The organism is Niallia nealsonii, from assembly GCF_002835805.1.
Taxonomy (GTDB): domain Bacteria; phylum Bacillota; class Bacilli; order Bacillales; family Cytobacillaceae; genus Niallia; species Niallia nealsonii.
Window position 1 is genome coordinate 71,077 of record NZ_PISE01000043.1, and the last position, 17,848, is coordinate 88,924.

At 33.8% G+C, this 17,848-nt stretch carries 20 protein-coding genes; 15 read left to right on the plus strand and 5 right to left on the minus strand.

Going from position 1 to position 17,848, the window contains the following annotated elements; genetic code table 11:
- The first annotated feature begins 227 nt into the window (after positions 1–227).
- From CWS01_RS17520 to CWS01_RS17530, 3 genes are all read left to right on the plus strand, one after another.
- Positions 228–2,246 (plus strand): methyl-accepting chemotaxis protein, encoded by a 2,019-nt coding sequence (locus tag CWS01_RS17520; RefSeq protein ID WP_101178466.1) that lies wholly within the window; start codon positions 228–230, stop codon positions 2,244–2,246.
- Between the two features lie 151 nt (positions 2,247–2,397).
- Positions 2,398–2,871 carry an acyl-CoA thioesterase gene (locus CWS01_RS17525; RefSeq protein ID WP_168714422.1) on the plus strand — a complete coding sequence of 158 codons (474 nt, stop codon included), beginning with the start codon at positions 2,398–2,400 and terminating at the stop codon, positions 2,869–2,871.
- A 77-nt stretch (positions 2,872–2,948) separates the two neighbouring features.
- A complete protein-coding gene (locus CWS01_RS17530; RefSeq protein ID WP_101178467.1) occupies positions 2,949–3,239 on the plus strand; it encodes a hypothetical protein in 291 nt (96 codons plus the stop codon).
- A 54-nt stretch (positions 3,240–3,293) separates the two neighbouring features.
- Here the strand turns inward: CWS01_RS17530 and CWS01_RS17535 are convergent, their stop codons facing one another.
- The 4 genes from CWS01_RS17535 to plsY form a co-directional block, all read right to left on the minus strand.
- Positions 3,294–3,593 (minus strand): HesB/YadR/YfhF family protein, encoded by a 300-nt coding sequence (locus CWS01_RS17535; RefSeq protein WP_101178504.1) that lies wholly within the window; start codon positions 3,591–3,593, stop codon positions 3,294–3,296.
- 206 nt (positions 3,594–3,799) lie between these two features.
- Entirely contained in the window at positions 3,800–4,927 is a 1,128-nt protein-coding gene (locus CWS01_RS17540) for a CapA family protein (protein ID WP_101178468.1), read from the minus strand.
- A 613-nt stretch (positions 4,928–5,540) separates the two neighbouring features.
- Entirely contained in the window at positions 5,541–6,638 is a 1,098-nt protein-coding gene (locus tag CWS01_RS17545) for an ATP-binding protein (protein WP_168714421.1), read from the minus strand.
- Positions 6,639–7,025: 387 nt separating this feature from the next.
- Positions 7,026–7,616 carry a glycerol-3-phosphate 1-O-acyltransferase PlsY gene (gene plsY, locus CWS01_RS17550; protein WP_101178470.1) on the minus strand — a complete coding sequence of 197 codons (591 nt, stop codon included), beginning with the start codon at positions 7,614–7,616 and terminating at the stop codon, positions 7,026–7,028.
- Positions 7,617–7,758: 142 nt separating this feature from the next.
- Here plsY and CWS01_RS17555 point away from each other — a divergent pair, with 142 nt between their 5' ends.
- From CWS01_RS17555 to CWS01_RS17580, 6 genes are all read left to right on the plus strand, one after another.
- The gene (locus CWS01_RS17555) at positions 7,759–8,001 is read left to right on the plus strand and encodes a type B 50S ribosomal protein L31 (protein WP_101178471.1); all 243 of its coding nucleotides are present in this window, start codon (positions 7,759–7,761) and stop codon (positions 7,999–8,001) included.
- 424 nt (positions 8,002–8,425) lie between these two features.
- Positions 8,426–9,862, plus strand: coding sequence for a phospholipase D family protein (locus CWS01_RS17565; RefSeq protein ID WP_235852105.1), 1,437 nt, complete (start codon positions 8,426–8,428; stop codon positions 9,860–9,862).
- Positions 9,863–9,936: 74 nt separating this feature from the next.
- The gene (locus CWS01_RS23230; RefSeq protein WP_268877085.1) at positions 9,937–10,071 is read left to right on the plus strand and encodes a hypothetical protein; all 135 of its coding nucleotides are present in this window, start codon (positions 9,937–9,939) and stop codon (positions 10,069–10,071) included.
- A gap of 469 nt (positions 10,072–10,540) precedes the next feature.
- Entirely contained in the window at positions 10,541–10,837 is a 297-nt protein-coding gene (locus CWS01_RS23530; RefSeq protein ID WP_101178473.1) for a DUF3231 family protein, read from the plus strand.
- Positions 10,838–11,010: 173 nt separating this feature from the next.
- Positions 11,011–11,469 (plus strand): GNAT family N-acetyltransferase, encoded by a 459-nt coding sequence (locus CWS01_RS17575; RefSeq protein WP_205161162.1) that lies wholly within the window; start codon positions 11,011–11,013, stop codon positions 11,467–11,469.
- 74 nt (positions 11,470–11,543) lie between these two features.
- Positions 11,544–12,692: an acyl-CoA dehydrogenase family protein gene (locus CWS01_RS17580; protein ID WP_101178474.1), complete on the plus strand. Its 1,149-nt coding sequence runs from the start codon at positions 11,544–11,546 to the stop codon at positions 12,690–12,692.
- Positions 12,693–12,810: 118 nt separating this feature from the next.
- Here CWS01_RS17580 and CWS01_RS22510 read toward each other — a convergent pair whose 3' ends face one another.
- A complete protein-coding gene (locus CWS01_RS22510) occupies positions 12,811–12,972 on the minus strand; it encodes a hypothetical protein (protein ID WP_157827696.1) in 162 nt (53 codons plus the stop codon).
- A gap of 233 nt (positions 12,973–13,205) precedes the next feature.
- Here CWS01_RS22510 and CWS01_RS17585 point away from each other — a divergent pair, with 233 nt between their 5' ends.
- From CWS01_RS17585 to CWS01_RS17610, 6 genes are all read left to right on the plus strand, one after another.
- On the plus strand, positions 13,206–14,075 hold the full coding sequence (locus tag CWS01_RS17585; protein ID WP_101178475.1) for a carbon-nitrogen hydrolase family protein: 870 nt from the start codon (positions 13,206–13,208) through the stop codon (positions 14,073–14,075).
- Between the two features lie 6 nt (positions 14,076–14,081).
- Positions 14,082–14,759, plus strand: a complete 678-nt coding sequence (locus tag CWS01_RS17590; protein WP_101178476.1) for a GNAT family N-acetyltransferase — start codon at positions 14,082–14,084, stop codon at positions 14,757–14,759.
- 209 nt (positions 14,760–14,968) lie between these two features.
- Positions 14,969–15,793 carry an aldo/keto reductase gene (locus CWS01_RS17595; protein WP_101178477.1) on the plus strand — a complete coding sequence of 275 codons (825 nt, stop codon included), beginning with the start codon at positions 14,969–14,971 and terminating at the stop codon, positions 15,791–15,793.
- Positions 15,794–16,053: 260 nt separating this feature from the next.
- Positions 16,054–16,341, plus strand: a complete 288-nt coding sequence (locus tag CWS01_RS17600; RefSeq protein ID WP_101178507.1) for a winged helix-turn-helix transcriptional regulator — start codon at positions 16,054–16,056, stop codon at positions 16,339–16,341.
- An 8-nt stretch (positions 16,342–16,349) separates the two neighbouring features.
- Positions 16,350–16,832: a GNAT family N-acetyltransferase gene (locus CWS01_RS17605; protein ID WP_157827697.1), complete on the plus strand. Its 483-nt coding sequence runs from the start codon at positions 16,350–16,352 to the stop codon at positions 16,830–16,832.
- Positions 16,833–17,011: 179 nt separating this feature from the next.
- Positions 17,012–17,719 carry an SGNH/GDSL hydrolase family protein gene (locus CWS01_RS17610; protein WP_101178479.1) on the plus strand — a complete coding sequence of 236 codons (708 nt, stop codon included), beginning with the start codon at positions 17,012–17,014 and terminating at the stop codon, positions 17,717–17,719.
- The last annotated feature ends 129 nt before the right edge of the window (positions 17,720–17,848 follow it).

Genomic DNA, 17,848 nt, shown 5'->3' on the forward strand with positions numbered 1-17,848 from the left:
ATATATATCTTTTTAGCTTCTTTTTTAACAATATTCCAAATGAGTTGAGTTTTGGTTTTCTTGATTTTTTCATTTAGTTAGAAAGAAAAGATTAAATAGAAAGTGATAAACGCTTACTGGATGATTATGGATTGATTATTCTCTTCATAGGAGTTTTGTGCTATATTTTATAGGTGAAATAAAGACTAAAGAACTAAATGGTTTAGAGGAGAATTAGGGGGAGCAGCATGGGGGAAACAAATCGAAAAAGAATGTTCCATTTTGTATGGACGATGAAAAAGAAGTTATGGGTATCTTATCTAGCATTTTTAATTATTCCTGCTTTACTCATTGGTATATTTGCATATAACTCATCGAAACAAAGGGTCGAAGAGGATATAATGCAATCTGCGAAAATGTCGGTAGATTCTCTGAATGAAATTATTGACCAATTTATCGAACCAAAAATAAGAGATGTCGATGTACTAGCAGAATCATTAAATGCTTCCGCTATTAAAAAACAAAAAAACTCTAATATTGGAGTGAGCAAAGAAGTTTCAAAAGAACTGGATACCTTTAAAAAGATACATAGTGAATTAGAATTGGCCTATATTGGCACAGAAGAGGGGGTATACATAAATTCACCTTCTTCCTTAAAAAACCCGCCAGAATATAATCCGACGGAAAGAGAATGGTATAAACAGGCGATGCAAAACAAAGGGGAAGTAGTTGTTACAGCTCCTTATATATCCAAAGCAACAGGAAATTTAGTTGTAGGAATTGCCAGAACTACGAAAGATGGCAATGGAGTAGTGGCAGTGAATGTAAATTTAAAAGAGATAGCAAATATAGCCAAGAAAATAAAAGTCGGTAATGAAGGATATGTATATATACTTGATTCCCAACACAAGTTTGTTTATCATCCTAAAAAGGAATTAGGCTCTACCGCGCCAGCAAGTGTTCAAAATGATAACCTTTACAAAAAGGAATCTGGTACATTTGAATATTTGTATAATGGTCAAGATAAAAAGAAGATGTTTTTTACAACGAATGATTTAACAGGATGGAAACTAGCTGGAACTTTATATTCGAATGAAGTAAATAAAGAAGCATTTCCTATCTTACAAAAAACGGCCATTGTCATTATAATAAGTATGGTCATAAGCGCAATCTTCGTGGTGTTTATTATTAAGTCTATTACAAAACCGATGGAAAGGTTAATACAATCCGCTAATAGAGTAGCAAATGGTGATTTCACGGAAGAGATTATAGTAAAACAAGATGATGAAATAGGGAAGCTAGGAAATAGTTTCAAAATAATGACTGACACTTTGCGGGGAATCATTACAAATCTAAGTGATACAGTAGAACATTTGGCCTCTTCATCTGAGCAGCTATCTGCTAGTTCTGAACAGACAAAAGCTGCAACGGAGCATGTTTCTGCTGCAGTTCAAGATATCTCAAGTGCTGTAGAAACAGCAACAGAAAAACTGGATGAAAATGAAGCCGCTTTAAGTGGGATTCTTCAAGATACATTTTATATCGTAAAACGAATAACAGATGTTGCCAATGTAGCAACAAACACTTCTAAAGAGGCAGAAGAGGGAAGTAAATCAGTGGAAAGAACTGTAGAACAAATGCGAAATATTCATGATTCCGTCAGCAGTTCTAATGAAGTTATTTTTTCTCTTTCTCATCGTTCACATGAAATTGAAAAAATACTTGAAGTAATTAGTGTAATTGCAAACCAAACAAACTTGCTGGCATTAAATGCTGCAATTGAGGCAGCTCGAGCTGGAGAGGCAGGGAAAGGCTTTGCTGTTGTAGCAGAAGAGGTAAGGAAATTAGCAGAAGAATCACAAACATCTACTAAACTGATTGCTGATATCATAAGAAGTATTCAACAGGATACAAAGAACTCTGTAAATAGGATGAGTGAAGTAATGAAGAATGTGGAACAAGGTCTAGTGGTATCTACAGAAACATCTGGGAAATTTGCAAGCATTTTAGAAAGCACTAGAAACGTAGCTCCTGAGGTAGGCGAAATTACGGAAACAATGAAACTGATGTCACAAAACATAGAAAAAACATTAACATCAGCTAAACAAATTGCAAATGCTGCACAAGATAATGCAGCAAGTGCAGAAGAAGTAGCTGCATCTACAGAAGAGCAGTTAGCTTCTATGGAGGAAATTAGCAGTTCCACTAAATCACTTACTAATTTGGCAGAAGAGTTAAAAGTACTTGTACAACAATTTAAAATCTAGTTTATATTACCTCCTTTGTTCATTCGCAAAGGAGGTATGTTATAGTGATAATAGTAATTAATTGTTAAAACTAATAAAAACTTTTATTTAGCATTATCTAGTTATGCAGTTGATCCATATCTTATCGATGCAGCAAACAATATGGAAGAAGATGACTTTAGAAGTGCGGATAAAAAAGAAAAAGGAAGTGCTGAAAGCTTTGGAATATGTTAGTTCAAGAGAAATTCAGCTGTATTATGCAGACACTGATATGATGGGTGTTATTTATCATGCTAATTATTTAAAGTTTTTTGAGTTAGGAAGAGGCGGATTTTTGGAGGATTTAGGATATAGTTATGTGGAGATGGAAAACAAAGGATATTTTGCTCCTGTTTATGATATTCAAGCAACCTATAAAAAACCTCTGAGATATGGAGATAAAGCATTTGTGAAAACATGGGTTGAACTAAATGATGGTCTGAAAACAACATATGGCTATACAGTTGAAAATGGTGAGGGAGATGTATGTGCACAAGGAACTTCCACCCATATTATCGTAAGCAAGGATACCTTTAAACCGAAATCATTTAAGAAGACTTTTCCAGAATGGTTTCAAAAATATGAAGAAATTAAAAAACAAGATTAACAAGGAAAAACAAACCACAGCTATTTTTTGTATGGTTGGTGTTTTTTCTCCTAGTTTTGATAATAGGAGGGATTTATATGGCTTTTGGCATAAATAGAAGGGAACTCTCCCGATGGAAGCATCAAATTGATCAGGGCGAAATTGCCTTTTTGACTCATTATTGGCTCGATGATCGGTTTCCCGAAAGCAAAAGTGTCACAAAAGTAGGCTGTTCTGACTTAGCGAAACTTGCAGCATGGGGTAATAAATACGGTCTGCAAAAAGAATGGATTCATGTAAGAAAAGATGGCTATTCTCATTTTGATTTAATAGGCAAAAGACAAATAGAAATACTTCAAAGCGAAAACATCCCCTATATGTTGAAGTGAAAAAACAAACAAGCTTCCTTCTTAAAAAGAAGGAAGCTTGTTTGTTTAATAAAATTAAGCTTGTGTTTGTGTAAAATGATACTCTGGTTCATTTGCTTCCGCATTAAATTCAGCAGCAAAATCACTATCATCAAAATACCATACATCTTTTTCTTCAATATAATAGGTAATGCCAAATTTTTCTGTAGATATGCCGACATTAATTGGCTCTTCTTTTGAAATTCCTAAAGAAAATCCTTGTTGGACAGTGCTGCATCCCCCGTAGCGAGCAAAAAATCGTACATAATCTCCATCATTTAAATTCATTTCTTCCTTATACCAAGAAGCAGCTTGGTCGCTAATAAAAATTTTCACTTGATACACTCCCTTTTTTTTCATTAACCTTCTATAGTTCTGTCAAAATAGATACAACAACGAAGCGTTATCCCTATTATAAAACAAACTATTTATTTATGCGACTAAAGTAATTCTTTATATATCTGCTTATATCGACAAAAACTTGTACGACTTTTTTATCACGTCTTAACGGGCTTTTGACCCTCACTGATTGAAGTTTCACTTTAGTGCAATTCCTGCATCATATGATCCATTATTTCCTTATAGGAATGTTTTAGATTTTTATCATTTGCTTCTTTTAATGGCCGCAGTTCATAGTCTTTTTCTTTATTGCTATAATTATAAGTAGGGAAAAAGCTTGGATTTTCTAATTGTATTTCTGCCTGGTTATTTTTTATGGTTTTTTTTATGGTAACAGAAGCAAGTCCACCAATATTTCGATAATCCTCGTCCTGGCCTGATAGGAAATTGCCTAATGAATAAACAACAAGCGCCTTCTTTCCTTGTTTATTTGTTAGCCACTCCATATGCTGTAACACATGGGGATGGCCTCCAAAAATGATGTTTGCCCCTTCATTTACTAAAAATTGTGCCAATTCCTTTTGTTCTGTGTTCGGAAAACGTTCATATTCATTTCCCCAATGAATTCCCATCACAATAATATCCGCTTGTTTTTTTGCCCTTGCTAATTCCTTTTTCATATTATTTTTATCGATTATATTCACAATATATGGTTGCTTATTTGGGATGGGAATGCCATTTGTCCCATATGTGTAAGAAAGAAATGCCACTTTTATGCCGTTTTTCTCCATTATACGGATTGTTTGCTGATCTTTAGCACTTGTAAATGTTCCAACATAAGGCATTTTTATCTTTTTTAAATAAGCTAAAGACTTCATTTGGCCGTCTGGTCCCCTGTCAAGAGCATGATTATTGGCGGTTGTAACGATATCTACTCCCGCCTCTTTTAAGGCATCTGCAATTTCATGTGGGCTGTTGAAAGCAGGGTATCCTGAAAGTCCAATGTTTGTTCCTGCCACAATCGTTTCTTGGTTCGCAAGAAGAATATCTGGTTTTAAAAGTTCAGGTTTGATCTTTTCTAGCATCGGTTTAAAATTATATGTTTTTTTACTTGTTTGTGCATCATTATATACACGATCATGAATAAGAATATCGCCAACTGCTCCAATTGTAATACTTTTTTCTAATTTTTTGTCTCCAGTCGGTGCAGTGCGTATAGGCTGCATCCCTATTTTCTCTTGTTGTTGTCCTTTATTACTCATTATTAATATTACTGAAACTACGGTAATAATAATAAAAGCGATAATTGCTAATATAACCTTTTTCATCATTTTGCTATTTCTCCTTCTGGCATCGATATAAATGAAGTTTTATTTTAGAATAGTTTATTATGTCCGTTCCTTTAGGATAACAAACTTAGCAGCAGGATTCGACTAATTTTGCCGATTTTAATGGTTTTGTTTGTTTAGGGAAAAGAAAGGAAATGAATAGAGCTAGTATCGTGGATTTTTTGATATAGGAATAATTAATAAAGGAGAGAAACTGTTTATAATATACATCTGATATATTTAAGGAAGGAGGTTATTTATTTTATTACGCATTAACGGGCTTTTAATCTCCACCTCAATTAAGAGTGTAAGAGAAAACGAAAAATCTAAGTGGGGGAACTGGTCGTAAAAGCCTGATTGGTTCAACGAACAATCAGTGAGGGATGTGGAAAACCCTTACTGATTTGAAGTTTCGATTTATAAAAAAAGTTTAAATAGCGCGGCTTGAATAGAGGGGGAAATAAAAGATTTGGTAGAGATAATTGCTAATACGGAGGCAAGAAATGTTAGCAAACGGTGCTAATTAAATGAAATAAAAAAGCCCAATTACTTCAAGCAACAATCAGTAGGATATGGAGAATCCCCACTGATTGAAGTTTCACTCAAACAGGGCAACTTATTCTTTAAAGGGAATTTCAACGTAAAAAATAGTCCCATTGTTTAATTCGCTTTCTGCATATAAATTACCACCAGCATCTTCCATTATTTTTTTGCAGACACTTAAGCCAATTCCTGTACCTTTTCCTTTTGTTGTGTAAAAGGGATTAAATAATTCTTTTATTCCAGACTCGCTGATGCCACAACCGTTATCTTTAAGAGCAATGCAAAAAAACGAATTTTTTATAGATGTCGTTACATGAATATATTTATTTCCTTTTTTTTCATGACATTCTTCAATTGCTTCGAATGCATTTTTTATAATATTTACGAGTACTTGCTTTAATTGTTTTTCATTAAAAAATACATAGGGAGATGGTTCGCAAAGATCCATTTGAATCATAACATTTTTCATAATAGATTCACTTTCAAATAGTGTACAAATATCTGTTATTAATCTATTTATGGAGATATGCTCCCAATTGTCATCTTTTGGTTTAGATGCATTTAAGAAGTCAAAAATAATATCATTAGCCCGGTCAATTTCTTCCAAAGCGATATCGGCATAACGCTCTTTTTTAATTTCTTTTAAATGAGGTTTGATTAATTGAATAAATCCTTTTACAGTTGTTAGTGGATTGCGTATTTCATGTGCAATTCCTGCAGCTAATTTTCCAATATTATTACTGTAATCGTTAGAAAGGGCTACATCGCGAAATAAATGAATGGTTTTTGTAAAAAAGTTTTTTTGTTCCCTCATATGCTGATGAAAATCATAGAGTTGTTTATTGATTTGTTTGGATAGTTTTTGTACATGCTCTTCTTGTTTTGTTAATGGTATGCAATACAAATGATATAATGAATCTTCTTCCACTTTGTACAGTCTGTAGAAGGATTCATAATGAAAATGAGGCAATTGAATCGTCATTTCCACTTCTGCATCTTCACCTTTTAAAAAGCCTGTAAATTCATCTTCATCTATAAGCAAATAATCTGCAAAGGATGATGATTTAATAGAAGGACTATTGGGTATAGAAGAGTGAAGAATCTCTAGATGATTGTTTATTACAAAATAAGGAAAAGGAAGTTTGCTTATATTCTTTGATAAAGTGTTCATAAATGATACCATCCTTTAATAGAATAAGAAATTGCTGTTTCCACTTAATTTTTCGGAAATTAATTAATACATTCTATGACGAAAAAAATCAGGATATGTCATTTTTTTAGAAGGTTTTTCAAAAAAGTAGCTGATTATGTAAAAATATAATAGTTATGTACATTAATAGATTTATCATACAAAATTTTTCGGCATTATTTCAATGCTTTCAGGAAATTAATCCTAATTTGCTTATTTAATCTAATGTTTGTGTTAAATTTGGTTATTGATTGCAGCGAGAGGCATTCGCTTTTCACTCCAATTAATCTATCCTGCCAAAATCAACATTTAGCTTTAGAAAAGCCAATCTAATAAAAAAACCCTCGTTTATTCGAGGGCTTATGTTGATTAAATCCATTTCACCTTGGGTTCTGTTTTATTAGCAATTCTTTTAATATTTGCCCGGTGCCTATAGACAACAAAAATCGTAAGCAGTGCTAATATAGCGATCAATAATTTATCATCCCATAATACAAGAGAATAAATTAACCCGGCAAATCCGGCTGCCATGGAAGATAGGGACACATACTTTGAAAAATATAAAGTAATGAAAAATATTAAAATGATAAATAAAAACAGCAAAGGTTCGTGACCTAACAGAATACCTGCAGAAGTTGCAACTGCTTTTCCACCTTTAAATCCTGCGAAGATAGGATACATATGGCCAATAACGGCAAAAACTCCAAAAATTAATGGATTTACATCAAGATCTAAAGCAAACAGCATTGGCAAAAGTGTTGCTACTGTACCTTTTAAAATATCAGAAATTGTCACTGCGAAACCTGCTTTTTTGCCTAATGTGCGAAAAGTGTTTGTCCCTCCAAGATTTCCGCTTCCATGCTGCCTAATATCTACACCGTAGAATGTTTTTCCTATTATAAGCCCGGAAGGAATGGAACCAATTAAATAGGATACGACAATTAAAATAGCTATAATCAAAACAAACTCTCCTTACATTTATGTATCATGCCACTATTATTGTACCATGTTATCCTAAAAACTCATCATTTTTTAAAAAAATATAATCAATATATTTGATAATCGTAATCATTACGTTTATAATGAAGATGAGGTGATAGAAATGAAGGAAAATATCCATCCTAACTACCATAAAGTAATCTTTACAGATACTGTCAGCGGTTTTTCTTTTTTAAGCAGTTCTACTAAAATTTCTAATGAAAAAATGCTATGGAAAGATGGCAAGGAGTATCCGGTAATAAAAGTAGATATTAGTTCAGACACCCATCCTTTTTATACGGGACGACAAAAGTTTGCAGAAGCAGGCGGCCGTGTAGATAAATTTAAGAAAAAATATAATATGTAATTTTTTTGATTAATGGACAGTAAAAAACCATTGTTTGAAGAGTTGAGAAGTCCGTTCTATTTATAGAGCTGGCTTCTTATTTTTTTTGCTTATTGTGCACAATAAAAAAGAAGGCTGTTTTCGTAAACTTTGTTGCTTTTAAAGAAGTAGGTGGATTTCCGTTCCAGGATGCTCGCTTTCCGTGGGGCGGGCGGTGAGTCTCCTTAGGCTGTGCCTGCTGGATCTCACCTGTCCCGCTAATCCCACAGGAGTCTCGCACCTTTCACTCCAATCCACCTGATTTAACCATGGATTTACTCCTAGAAACTATCCGAAAAATAACGATCTTTTAGAAAACAGCCAAAAGGAAAAGTGCTAGTTTGCAAAAATTTGCAAAAGGGTATGGTTATAAACGGTTTATGTTTACTGTGTGGGGGAGTCTAAAGTGAAACAAAAGAGGATAAAAAAGAAAAACATATTTTTTGCGGGCATGATTGTATTTATTTCAATCTATATAAGCGTTATTTTTTATCATAGTTTAAAACCATTGCCACTAGGTTTATCGATGGAAGGGGAAGTTCACTATTCCAATCATGTACAATTTCTAAAAGATACTACCTATAAGGATAAAAATGGAAAAAGGGTATTAAAACAGGAGATATTGACTAGCATCTTAAAGCAAATAGAAGAAGCAAATAAATTTATTGTAATCGATATGTTTTTATTTAATAAAGACAGTGATAAAGATCAAGTTTATCCTAACATGACGGAAACTGTTGTTCATGCATTAATTAAAAAGAAACAAGATTATCCTGCTATTAGCATCATTTTTATTACAGATAGGGTAAATACAGCTTATAGTTCTTATCCTTCGAAGGAGTTAACAAAAATGAAGGAGAATGGAATAGAAGTGATTATGACCAACTTGCATGTATTGCGAGATTCAAATCCTCTTTATTCAGGAATATGGCGAATGTTTTTTCAATGGTTTGGCGAAAAAGGGAATGGACAATTGCCAAATTTGCTCGCAAATAGTGCACCGAAAGTAAATATATGGTCTTATTTAGATCTTTTAAATGTGAAAGCAAATCATCGCAAAGTAGTGATAACAGAAAAAGCGGCACTTATTTCATCTGGTAATATTCATGATGCTAGCGGCTATCATTCTAATACTGCTTTTCTTATAAAAGGCAATATAGTGGGAGATGCTTTAAAAAGTGAAAATAGTGTGAGTAATTTTTCAAAAGATATTGATTTTCCAACATATAAAGAAAAACAAGAAGTGTATTCTGACCTCCAAGTACAGCTTTTAACAGAAGGGAAAATAGCAAAACATGTTTTATCCAGTATTAAAGCCACTAAAAAAGGCGATATTATTTGGATTGGAATGCTCTACCTTGCTGATCGGAAAATTGTTGACGCATTAAAACAAGCTGCAAGCAGTGATGTGATGATACATATTATTCTTGATCCTAATCAGAATTCTTTTGGCAATAAAAAAGCTGGTTTGCCGAATATACCAGTGGCAGCTGAGTTAGTCAATGCTACTCCTGCTAATTTGCAAATTAAATGGTATAACACAGGGAAAGAACAATACCATACAAAAATGATGTTTATAGAAGGAAAACAAGGAGACACCATTATAAGCGGCTCCGCAAATTATACGCGAAGAAATTTAGCAGATCTTAATTTAGAAACCAATGTAAAAATAATTGGCGCTAAAGAAGCCAAAGTGATGAAGGATATAAAAAGTTATTTTGAAAAATTATGGAATAATCAAGGAGCAGAATATACAAAAGATTATCATAAAGAAGACAGCGTTCCTGTTTTTCGTTATATTCTCTACCGGTTGCAGCGATTGTTTTGGTTTACTACTTACTGAGTGCTACTTTCTACATGAAAATAGTTATTTTTAGTAATGCTAATGATAAATATTTAATGTTGGAGGAAAATAGCATGAGCAAAAAAGATTCTCTTACTTCTTCGGAATTCGCAAATTTTTGGATGTCTTATCAAAAAAAAACTATGGTTCTTCGACTTTTAGAGCATTTTATTGCTTTTTCAGAATCACCACAAGAAATAGGGATATAGATATATAAGAAAGTGTATATGAAAATTAATGGTTTCGTGAAAAAATAGAAAAGTTATTTGAAAAGGAAGGTGCGGTCATTCCATATGGTTTTACAGCACAAGATATGAATGAAAAAATAGAAGCGTTGTTCTAGCAAAACTTTATGCCCCAGTGTATGCGGCTTATTGCAGAAATCAGCATGGGACTGCATACTTTGCATTTAAGCCAATCTTACCGGAGTGATATTATTGATCTATATCAAGATATGTTGATAACAAATTCATCAATTTTATGGAGAAATTACAGATTTTCTTGTTGCTCAAGGAGAAACTTCTAAGCCCCCATTAGTATCTATGCCAAAACAAGTAGAGTTTGTAGAAGGGGAAATTCACTTAAAAGCAACAGGTTGTTTGGGGGAAAAAGAAGTTTAAATACAGTTGAAGTTTCTTCTTTATATTATATTATGCAATTGAAACAAATACGATTGGCATGCAGCTTATTGTGAAAGGAAAAGAATTGTCCAAGTCCATTATTGAGTCTTTATCAAATATCTTTCATAAAGATGATATTCTAATTCCAAGAGCACGGGTTGGGAGTCTCACTGTTTCACAGTTATCTCCTTCTTCTGATAAAATGATGATGTATTGCATAAATTTATTTTACAGCTTTGGTTTAGGAAACAATGCAATTGACACAACCTTTAGTCTGAGGAAAGATCTCCCTCCGAAACTTACTATTATTATTAGCAATATTTTTAAATTCGGCAGTGATGTTGCGAATTTATGACGACAAAAGGATGGATGGAACAGCAGCCGCAAATGGAAGACCGCAAAAAATTATTGAAAAATTAACAAAAACAACCCCGTTTTCCTAGAAAGAATGGAAATAGGGGTTGTTATTTTTCCGTTGATTCCCAATAAAAGCTTATAATGAAATAAATATATGCAAAGGAGAAGCATATGGTTATTTTTGAAAGAGTAAGGACTAAAAATAGAGACACTTTTTTGCCCATTCTGTTAATGGCAGATGAAAGTGAGGAAATAGTGAAGGGGTATATGGAGGAAGGAACTTTATTTGCAATAAAAAATGAAGAAAATGATACAATTGGATGTATGCTGATCATCGATTTCTGCGAAAATGCATGGGAAATAAAAAATATTGCGATTATTCCTGAGTTTCGAGGCAAAGGACATGGAAAAGCATGTATTCAGCATATTCTTCAATTAGCAAAAAAAATGGAAAAAGAACGAGTAGTCGTGGGCACTGCAAATTCTAGCATAGAAAATATTGCTTTTTATCAAAAATGTGGTTTTCGTTTTTTTGAAATAAAGAAAAACTTCTTTGTAGACTATCCAGAGACAATCGTTGAAAATGGCATTTATGCAATAGATATGATTTACTTTGAATATAAGTTATAGACAATGCTAAAAAAATCAAAATAAAATACATAGATTAGAAGAGATAGATAAAAGAAAGGAAGATGAACGAAAACATGAGCAAAAATTTAGCGGATTTGAATTCTCTTGAGGAAAGAATAAGTGCATTAGAAAAGATTGCGGAAAACTTTAAAAAACGGGCGGCTGAGATAGATGAAAAAGGGGAGTTTGTGTATGAGAATATTGCTGATTTAAAAAATTGTGGCTATACGGTATTAACCATTCCAAAAGTTTTTGGGGGAAAAGAAACTTCTCTTTATGACTATATAAGGCTGCAAGAGGTAATTGCCCAAGGAGATGGGGCGACTGCGCTGTCGATTGGTTGGCATATGGGGGTTGTCCGCAATATGTATGAAAATAAATGGAATCCGAAAGTTTTAGCAGCTGTTTATGAAGATTTGCACGCAGGGGCATTAATTAACGCAGCAGCAACGGAACCTCAAACAGGCAGTCCGACAAGGGGAGGGAAGCCGCAGACAAAGGCGGAAAAAATCGGTGATAAATGGGTCATCAATGGACATAAATCGTTTACAACGATGTCTGTAGTATTGGATTATTTTGTCGTTTCTGCTTCTATTAAAGATTCAGAGGAAATAGGGAATTTTTTAATCCGCAAAGAAAAGAAAGGGATTCGCATAGAAGAAACATGGGATAGCATTGCTTTAAAAGGCACAGGAAGCCATGATGTGTATTTTGAGAATGTGGAAGTAGAGCAGGAGGATTATGTTGAAACATTAGGAGGTGCAAAGCGGGTAAATCCATGGCTATTGCATATTCCGGCTTGTTATCTTGGCATTGCCGGAGCTGCACAAAAAGAAGCGGTTCTATTTGCCAAAAACTATGCTCCAAACAGCATTACAGGAACCATTAGTGAACTGCCAAGCGTGCGCACCAAAATTGGTGAACTGGAATTAAAAATGCTTCAAGCCAAATATTTTCTTTATTCTGTCAGCAAAAAATGGGATGAAACAAAAGAAGAGGAAAGAGAGCTTTTATTGCCACAATTAAGTGCCGCAAAATTAGTGGTAACTAATACGGCAATCGAAGTGGTCGACTTGGCAATGAGAATTGTGGGAGCAAGAAGCCTTTCTGCCAAAAGTCCTCTGCAGCGCTACTATCGTGATGTTCGAGCAGGCCTTCATAATCCCCCGATGGATGATATGACAATAGGACAGCTTGCTAATTTTTCCCTAAATAAATACTAATAAAAAAATCAGCGCCATAATGATCAGAGTTAGGCGCTGATTTTTAAATTATTGAAAGGAAAATATGTTAATCGTAGCGTTTCTTTTTCTATTCGAATAGAATATTTGGTAAGGGAAATCATGCAGTATTTTCCCTGTTTTTCCATTTATTTCGATAAATGATCCAATGTTTTTTTATCCCAATTTCAAGGTGGGCAGGGCCATTTATGATCCTTTTTACAATGAGCACCGTCAATTCTTCTATTGCCAATAAACATAACAGACCATATAAAAAAATCATTTTCTATTCCGCCTTTCGATAAAATAAAATGAATATTCTTTTATACCACTTTGTTCTGTTTTTAAGCGTTCATTGCATTGTAATATATGAATAAAATAAAAAAAGAGAACAATTTTCTTATATATTATTCGCCAAAAAACTGGAAATACCTATTGAAATAATAGAAAAAATGTTTCATAATAGCTTAAAGAATTTATCTTAACTAAAAATGATTTGCTAAAGGGAGATGGAAAATGAAAATAAGAGTTTCTGCCGTGCAGTATAAACTGCAAAATATTAAGTCCTTTGAAGAATTTTCCAAACAATGTGAACACTATATTCGCAATGCGGAAGAATATGGAGCAGAATTTGTATTATTTCCGGAGTTTTTTACGACACAATTATTATCAATGGGCGATGGACAAAATCCGTTAACAATAAATGAACTGCCTGGATTTACGGAACAATATCGAGATCTGTTCAGGACATTTGCTGTTCAAACTGGTATGCATATAATCGGCGGAACTCATGTTATTCGCAAGGAAGATAAATTATATAATGTGGCCCATCTTTTTTATCCTGATGGCAGGGTGGAAGAGCAGGCAAAACTTCATATAACTCCTACAGAAGTACAGGAATGGAACATGGATAAAGGAGAATCATTCCGTATTTTTGATACAGATAAAGGAAAAATAGCCATTTTAACTTGTTATGATATCGAATTTCCTGAAATTGTCCGCATGGCAAAAGCACAAGGAGCAGATGTCATCTTTTGTCCTTCTTGTACAGACGATCGTCACGGTTTTCATCGTGTTCGCTATACTTGTCATGCTCGCGCTATTGAAAATCAAGTATATGTGGTTGTTACAGGAACAGTTGGTTCGTTGACAAATGTTGATTTTATGCGGGCTAATTTTGGTCAGGCAGCTGTTATTACGCCAAATGATATTCCATTTCCGCCAAAAGGTCTGATGGCAGAAGGGGAATTAAATGATGATATGCTTATTACAGCAGACCTGGATTTATCTCTTTTATATGAGGTAAGAGAAAGAGGGTCTGTCACAACATGGAGAGACAGACGAACAGATATTTATCCTGACTGGAATTCTACTGTGGAAGGATAAATACTGATGTATCATTCCACATTTTATTTATACAAGGAACAAAAACCAGCAGTATGTATTGTGCGTAATTATACAGAAAAAGATTTTGACGAGTTGGTTACGATTCAGTCGGAATGTTTTCCTCCGCCATTTCCATCTGAGCTATGGTGGAATAAAGAGCAGTTATCCAATCATATAACTTTATTTCCCGAAGGTGCTCTTTGTGTGGAAATAGATGGGGAACTTGCAGGATCGTTAACAAGTTTATGCATAAACTATGATCCGCTAAACAGTCAGCATACATGGGAAGAGATAACTGATAATGGTTATATAAAAAATCATACTGATCATGGCAATGCATTATATATTGTCGATATTAGTGTTCGTCCAAAATTTCGTACATTTGGTCTTGGCAAAATAATGATGGAAAGCATGTATCATCTTGTTATCGAAAAAAAGCTATCGCGGCTATTAGGCGGGGGCAGGATGCCTGGATATAAACAGTATGACGGTAAAGAAACACCACAAAGCTATCTGCAAAAAGTGCTTGCAGGAGAATTAAAAGATCCGGTTATTTCTTTTTTGCTAAAATGCGGAAGAACTCCTGTTTGTATATTGGATAATTATTTGGAAGATGAAGATTCTTTAAATTACGCTGTTTTGATGGAGTGGAAAAATCCCTTTAAACAGGAATTTAATAAATAAAAATGAAATTTTTGGTAGTCTGGTTCTTTTTAAAAAGAGCCAGATTTTTTGTATATTAGCTTGCTTTAGGCTCCTCTGTCATTGGTTGTGAAAAGCCTTTACTGATTATGAGTTTTACTTTATTTATCAGTAAATTAATTCGCAAAGCAAAATACTTTTCCAAAAGAAAACAATATGAGAAAATACTAGTAGAACTGGAGGGATAATAGATGAATTTACAATCAACTGTTACATTACATAATGGCGTCAAAATGCCTTGGTTTGGTATTGGGGTATTTAAAGTGGAAGAAGGGCAGGAAGTAATCGATTCTGTAAAAGCAGCTATAAAAAACAGCTATATTTCCATTGATACAGCAGCTGTTTATGGCAATGAAGAAGGAGTTGGACAGGCTATTAAAGAGTCTGGAGCACCTAGGGAGAATCTTTTTATTACAACAAAAGTCTGGAATGCAGACCAAGGTTATGATTCTACTTTAGCTGCTTTTGAAACAAGCTTGCAAAAACTAGGATTAGATTATATTGATCTATATTTAATCCATTGGCCTGTTAAAGGGAAATACAAAGAAACATGGAAGGCACTAGAAAAGCTTTATAAAGATGGAAAAGTAAAAGCAATTGGAGTTAGCAATTTCCATGTCCATCATTTAGAAGATTTACTGGAGGATGCCGAAGTTGTTCCAATGGTGAACCAAATTGAACTTCATCCACTTTTAAGCCAAGTAGAGATTAGAAACTATTGCAAAGAAAAAAATATTGTCGTGGAAGCATGGTCTCCATTAGCACAAGGTCAATTATTGGATAACAAAGTACTGAAAGAAATTGCTGCGGCACATCAAAAGTCTGTTGCTCAAATTATTCTTCGCTGGGATATTCAAAGTGAAGTGGTTACTATTCCTAAATCAATTAAAGAAAGCCGAATTATTGAAAATGCCTCTATCTTTGAGTTTGAATTAAGTGTTGATGAGATGGAAAAAATTAATGCACTAAATAAAAATGAACGTGTTGGTCCAGATCCAGATAATTTTGATTTCTAGACTAAATGGAGTATAAAAAAGCAGTTGGGAATATTATTTCCCAGCTGCTTTTTTGCATGGATCTGATCATCTGGAAATTTAGTGAAGATAGATGGGAAAAACACTATTTTACTGTTTTTATTGCTATTGCTTTTTAAATTATATATAATCATCACATATTAATTGTTGGGAAATAATGCGTTTGAGGTGATTTTGTGAAAGAAGCAAAAGTAAAAAAAGAAAAGTCTGCTTCTGATTTATGCCCTAAATTCGAGTTTGCAATGAATTTATTGGGGAAAAGATGGATAGGATTAATTGTGACTCAATTATTATCTGGCAAAAAAAGATTTTCAGATATTGAAAATTCACTGCCAATAAGTGGTCGACTGCTTTCTGAAAGATTAAAAGAGTTGGAGGAACTAGGGGTTGTAGACCGAAAAGTTTTCCCAGAAGTTCCAGTAAGAATTGAATATTTATTAACAGACAAAGGAAAAGAATTAGAAATGGTGATTAACTCTATTGCTGCTTGGGCAACTAAATGGGGGGAAGCAGCAGAAAAGAAGGAGTAGCTATTTTTATGGGCGATAAAACAGAAATGAAGGTGAAGCTGTTTCCAGCCAAAGTTGCTAATAAAGGGATTCATTCTAATATAGAAACTGTCCATCCAGACGACAGGTTTGCAGTCAGCCAGCTGTTTTATAACGGCTATAAGAGCACAACACATGACTATGGACATACGTTAAAAAACTATCAGTTAGAAGCAAAAGCATTGCTAAAGGGGCTATATGGTCCTTTTTTATTTGACAGCTCCTATATTTACAAAGATGGAAATCAGATATTATCAGGTGCGTTTGTCACTTTATTTAAAGGGATTCCATTATTAATTTATGGGGTAACCTTGCCAGAGCACACAAATAAAGGACTATTTACACAAGTTCTTGCCCAGAGCATGCAAACTCTTTCTAAAAAAGGATATAAAGAATTGCATTTAGTTGTAGCGAAAGGAAACGAGAGAGCCAAAAGAGTATATGAAAAAATCGGCTTTCGAGAAATTAATTAGCTGGCTTTTTAGTAATTCGGAAGAGAAAATTGTCACGAATTTTTCTTTTGAAAAAAGCAATGCATTTTTTGTCGACAACAAAACCTGTTATAATCAAATTAGGATAAACATTTTGCAAAAATCGACATATACTAAAACATGTCGATTCTAAAAAATAGCAAAAACAGGTGGGGAAAGTGATGAAAATTGTTTGCTTTGGGGACAGTTTAACAAGAGGCGTTTCCTATTTAAAGGGAAGAGTCCGTATTATAAAAGATAATTATCCAACCTTTTTGCAAAGTTTTTTTAATATTAATGAAGAAGAAACAATTGTAGTAAATAAAGGGGTATTTAATGACAATTCTGGGTTACTGATAAATCGACTCGAAAAGGATGTCATCTTAGAGAATCCAAACTATGTGTTGATAAATATCGGCGGAAATGACTGCAACTTTAAGTGGGACGAGGTTGCTAAATTTCCTGAAGAGGTGCATGAACCAATTGTTCCAGTTGCGGATTATGTAAATAATATCAAAAATATTATCAATCAAGTAAAAAAATATAATATTACTCCCATTATTTTAACTTTACCGCCATTAGACCCTGTTCGCTATTATGAATTTATTGCAAGTAAATATGGACATGCAGTGAGTCATTGGATTTCAAGATGCGGAGGCATTGAGCATTGGCATGGAATTTATAATCGACAGCTTCATAAATTAATAGAGCAGCTTAATGTTCCCTTTATTGATGTGCGAACAAATCTCAAAAAAAGTGGAGATTTGACTCAGTTTATTAGTGATGATGGAATTCATTTAAATGCAGCTGGATACCAAGAAATGAGCAAAATCATTTATCAAAATTTGTCCCGCGTTAACGGGCAGCAAGCACCCCTCCTCGAAGATTAGGAGAGGAAATAAAAAATTCAGGTAGGATAACTGTCTGTAAAAAGTCTGATTTTAGTTTCGCTTTATCGGATTTAAAAGGACTAGCCTATTAAATTTTTTGATAGAATGAGGGACGTGATTTGACTTTTA

Coding starts and splice junctions, on each gene's coding strand:
- CWS01_RS17520 (WP_101178466.1), top strand. CDS start 228: ATGGGGGAAACAAATCGAAAAAGAATGTTCCATTTTGTATGGACGATG.
- CWS01_RS17525 (WP_168714422.1), top strand. CDS start 2,398: ATGACTTTAGAAGTGCGGATAAAAAAGAAAAAGGAAGTGCTGAAAGCT.
- CWS01_RS17530 (WP_101178467.1), top strand. CDS start 2,949: ATGGCTTTTGGCATAAATAGAAGGGAACTCTCCCGATGGAAGCATCAA.
- CWS01_RS17540 (WP_101178468.1), bottom strand. CDS start 4,927: ATGATGAAAAAGGTTATATTAGCAATTATCGCTTTTATTATTATTACC.
- CWS01_RS17545 (WP_168714421.1), bottom strand. CDS start 6,638: ATGAACACTTTATCAAAGAATATAAGCAAACTTCCTTTTCCTTATTTT.
- CWS01_RS17555 (WP_101178471.1), top strand. CDS start 7,759: ATGAAGGAAAATATCCATCCTAACTACCATAAAGTAATCTTTACAGAT.
- CWS01_RS23230 (WP_268877085.1), top strand. CDS start 9,937: ATGAGCAAAAAAGATTCTCTTACTTCTTCGGAATTCGCAAATTTTTGG.
- CWS01_RS23530 (WP_101178473.1), top strand. CDS start 10,541: ATGCAGCTTATTGTGAAAGGAAAAGAATTGTCCAAGTCCATTATTGAG.
- CWS01_RS17575 (WP_205161162.1), top strand. CDS start 11,011: ATGGTTATTTTTGAAAGAGTAAGGACTAAAAATAGAGACACTTTTTTG.
- CWS01_RS17580 (WP_101178474.1), top strand. CDS start 11,544: ATGAGCAAAAATTTAGCGGATTTGAATTCTCTTGAGGAAAGAATAAGT.
- CWS01_RS22510 (WP_157827696.1), bottom strand. CDS start 12,972: ATGATTTTTTTATATGGTCTGTTATGTTTATTGGCAATAGAAGAATTG.
- CWS01_RS17585 (WP_101178475.1), top strand. CDS start 13,206: ATGAAAATAAGAGTTTCTGCCGTGCAGTATAAACTGCAAAATATTAAG.
- CWS01_RS17590 (WP_101178476.1), top strand. CDS start 14,082: ATGTATCATTCCACATTTTATTTATACAAGGAACAAAAACCAGCAGTA.
- CWS01_RS17595 (WP_101178477.1), top strand. CDS start 14,969: ATGAATTTACAATCAACTGTTACATTACATAATGGCGTCAAAATGCCT.
- CWS01_RS17600 (WP_101178507.1), top strand. CDS start 16,054: ATGAATTTATTGGGGAAAAGATGGATAGGATTAATTGTGACTCAATTA.
- CWS01_RS17605 (WP_157827697.1), top strand. CDS start 16,350: ATGGGCGATAAAACAGAAATGAAGGTGAAGCTGTTTCCAGCCAAAGTT.
- CWS01_RS17610 (WP_101178479.1), top strand. CDS start 17,012: ATGAAAATTGTTTGCTTTGGGGACAGTTTAACAAGAGGCGTTTCCTAT.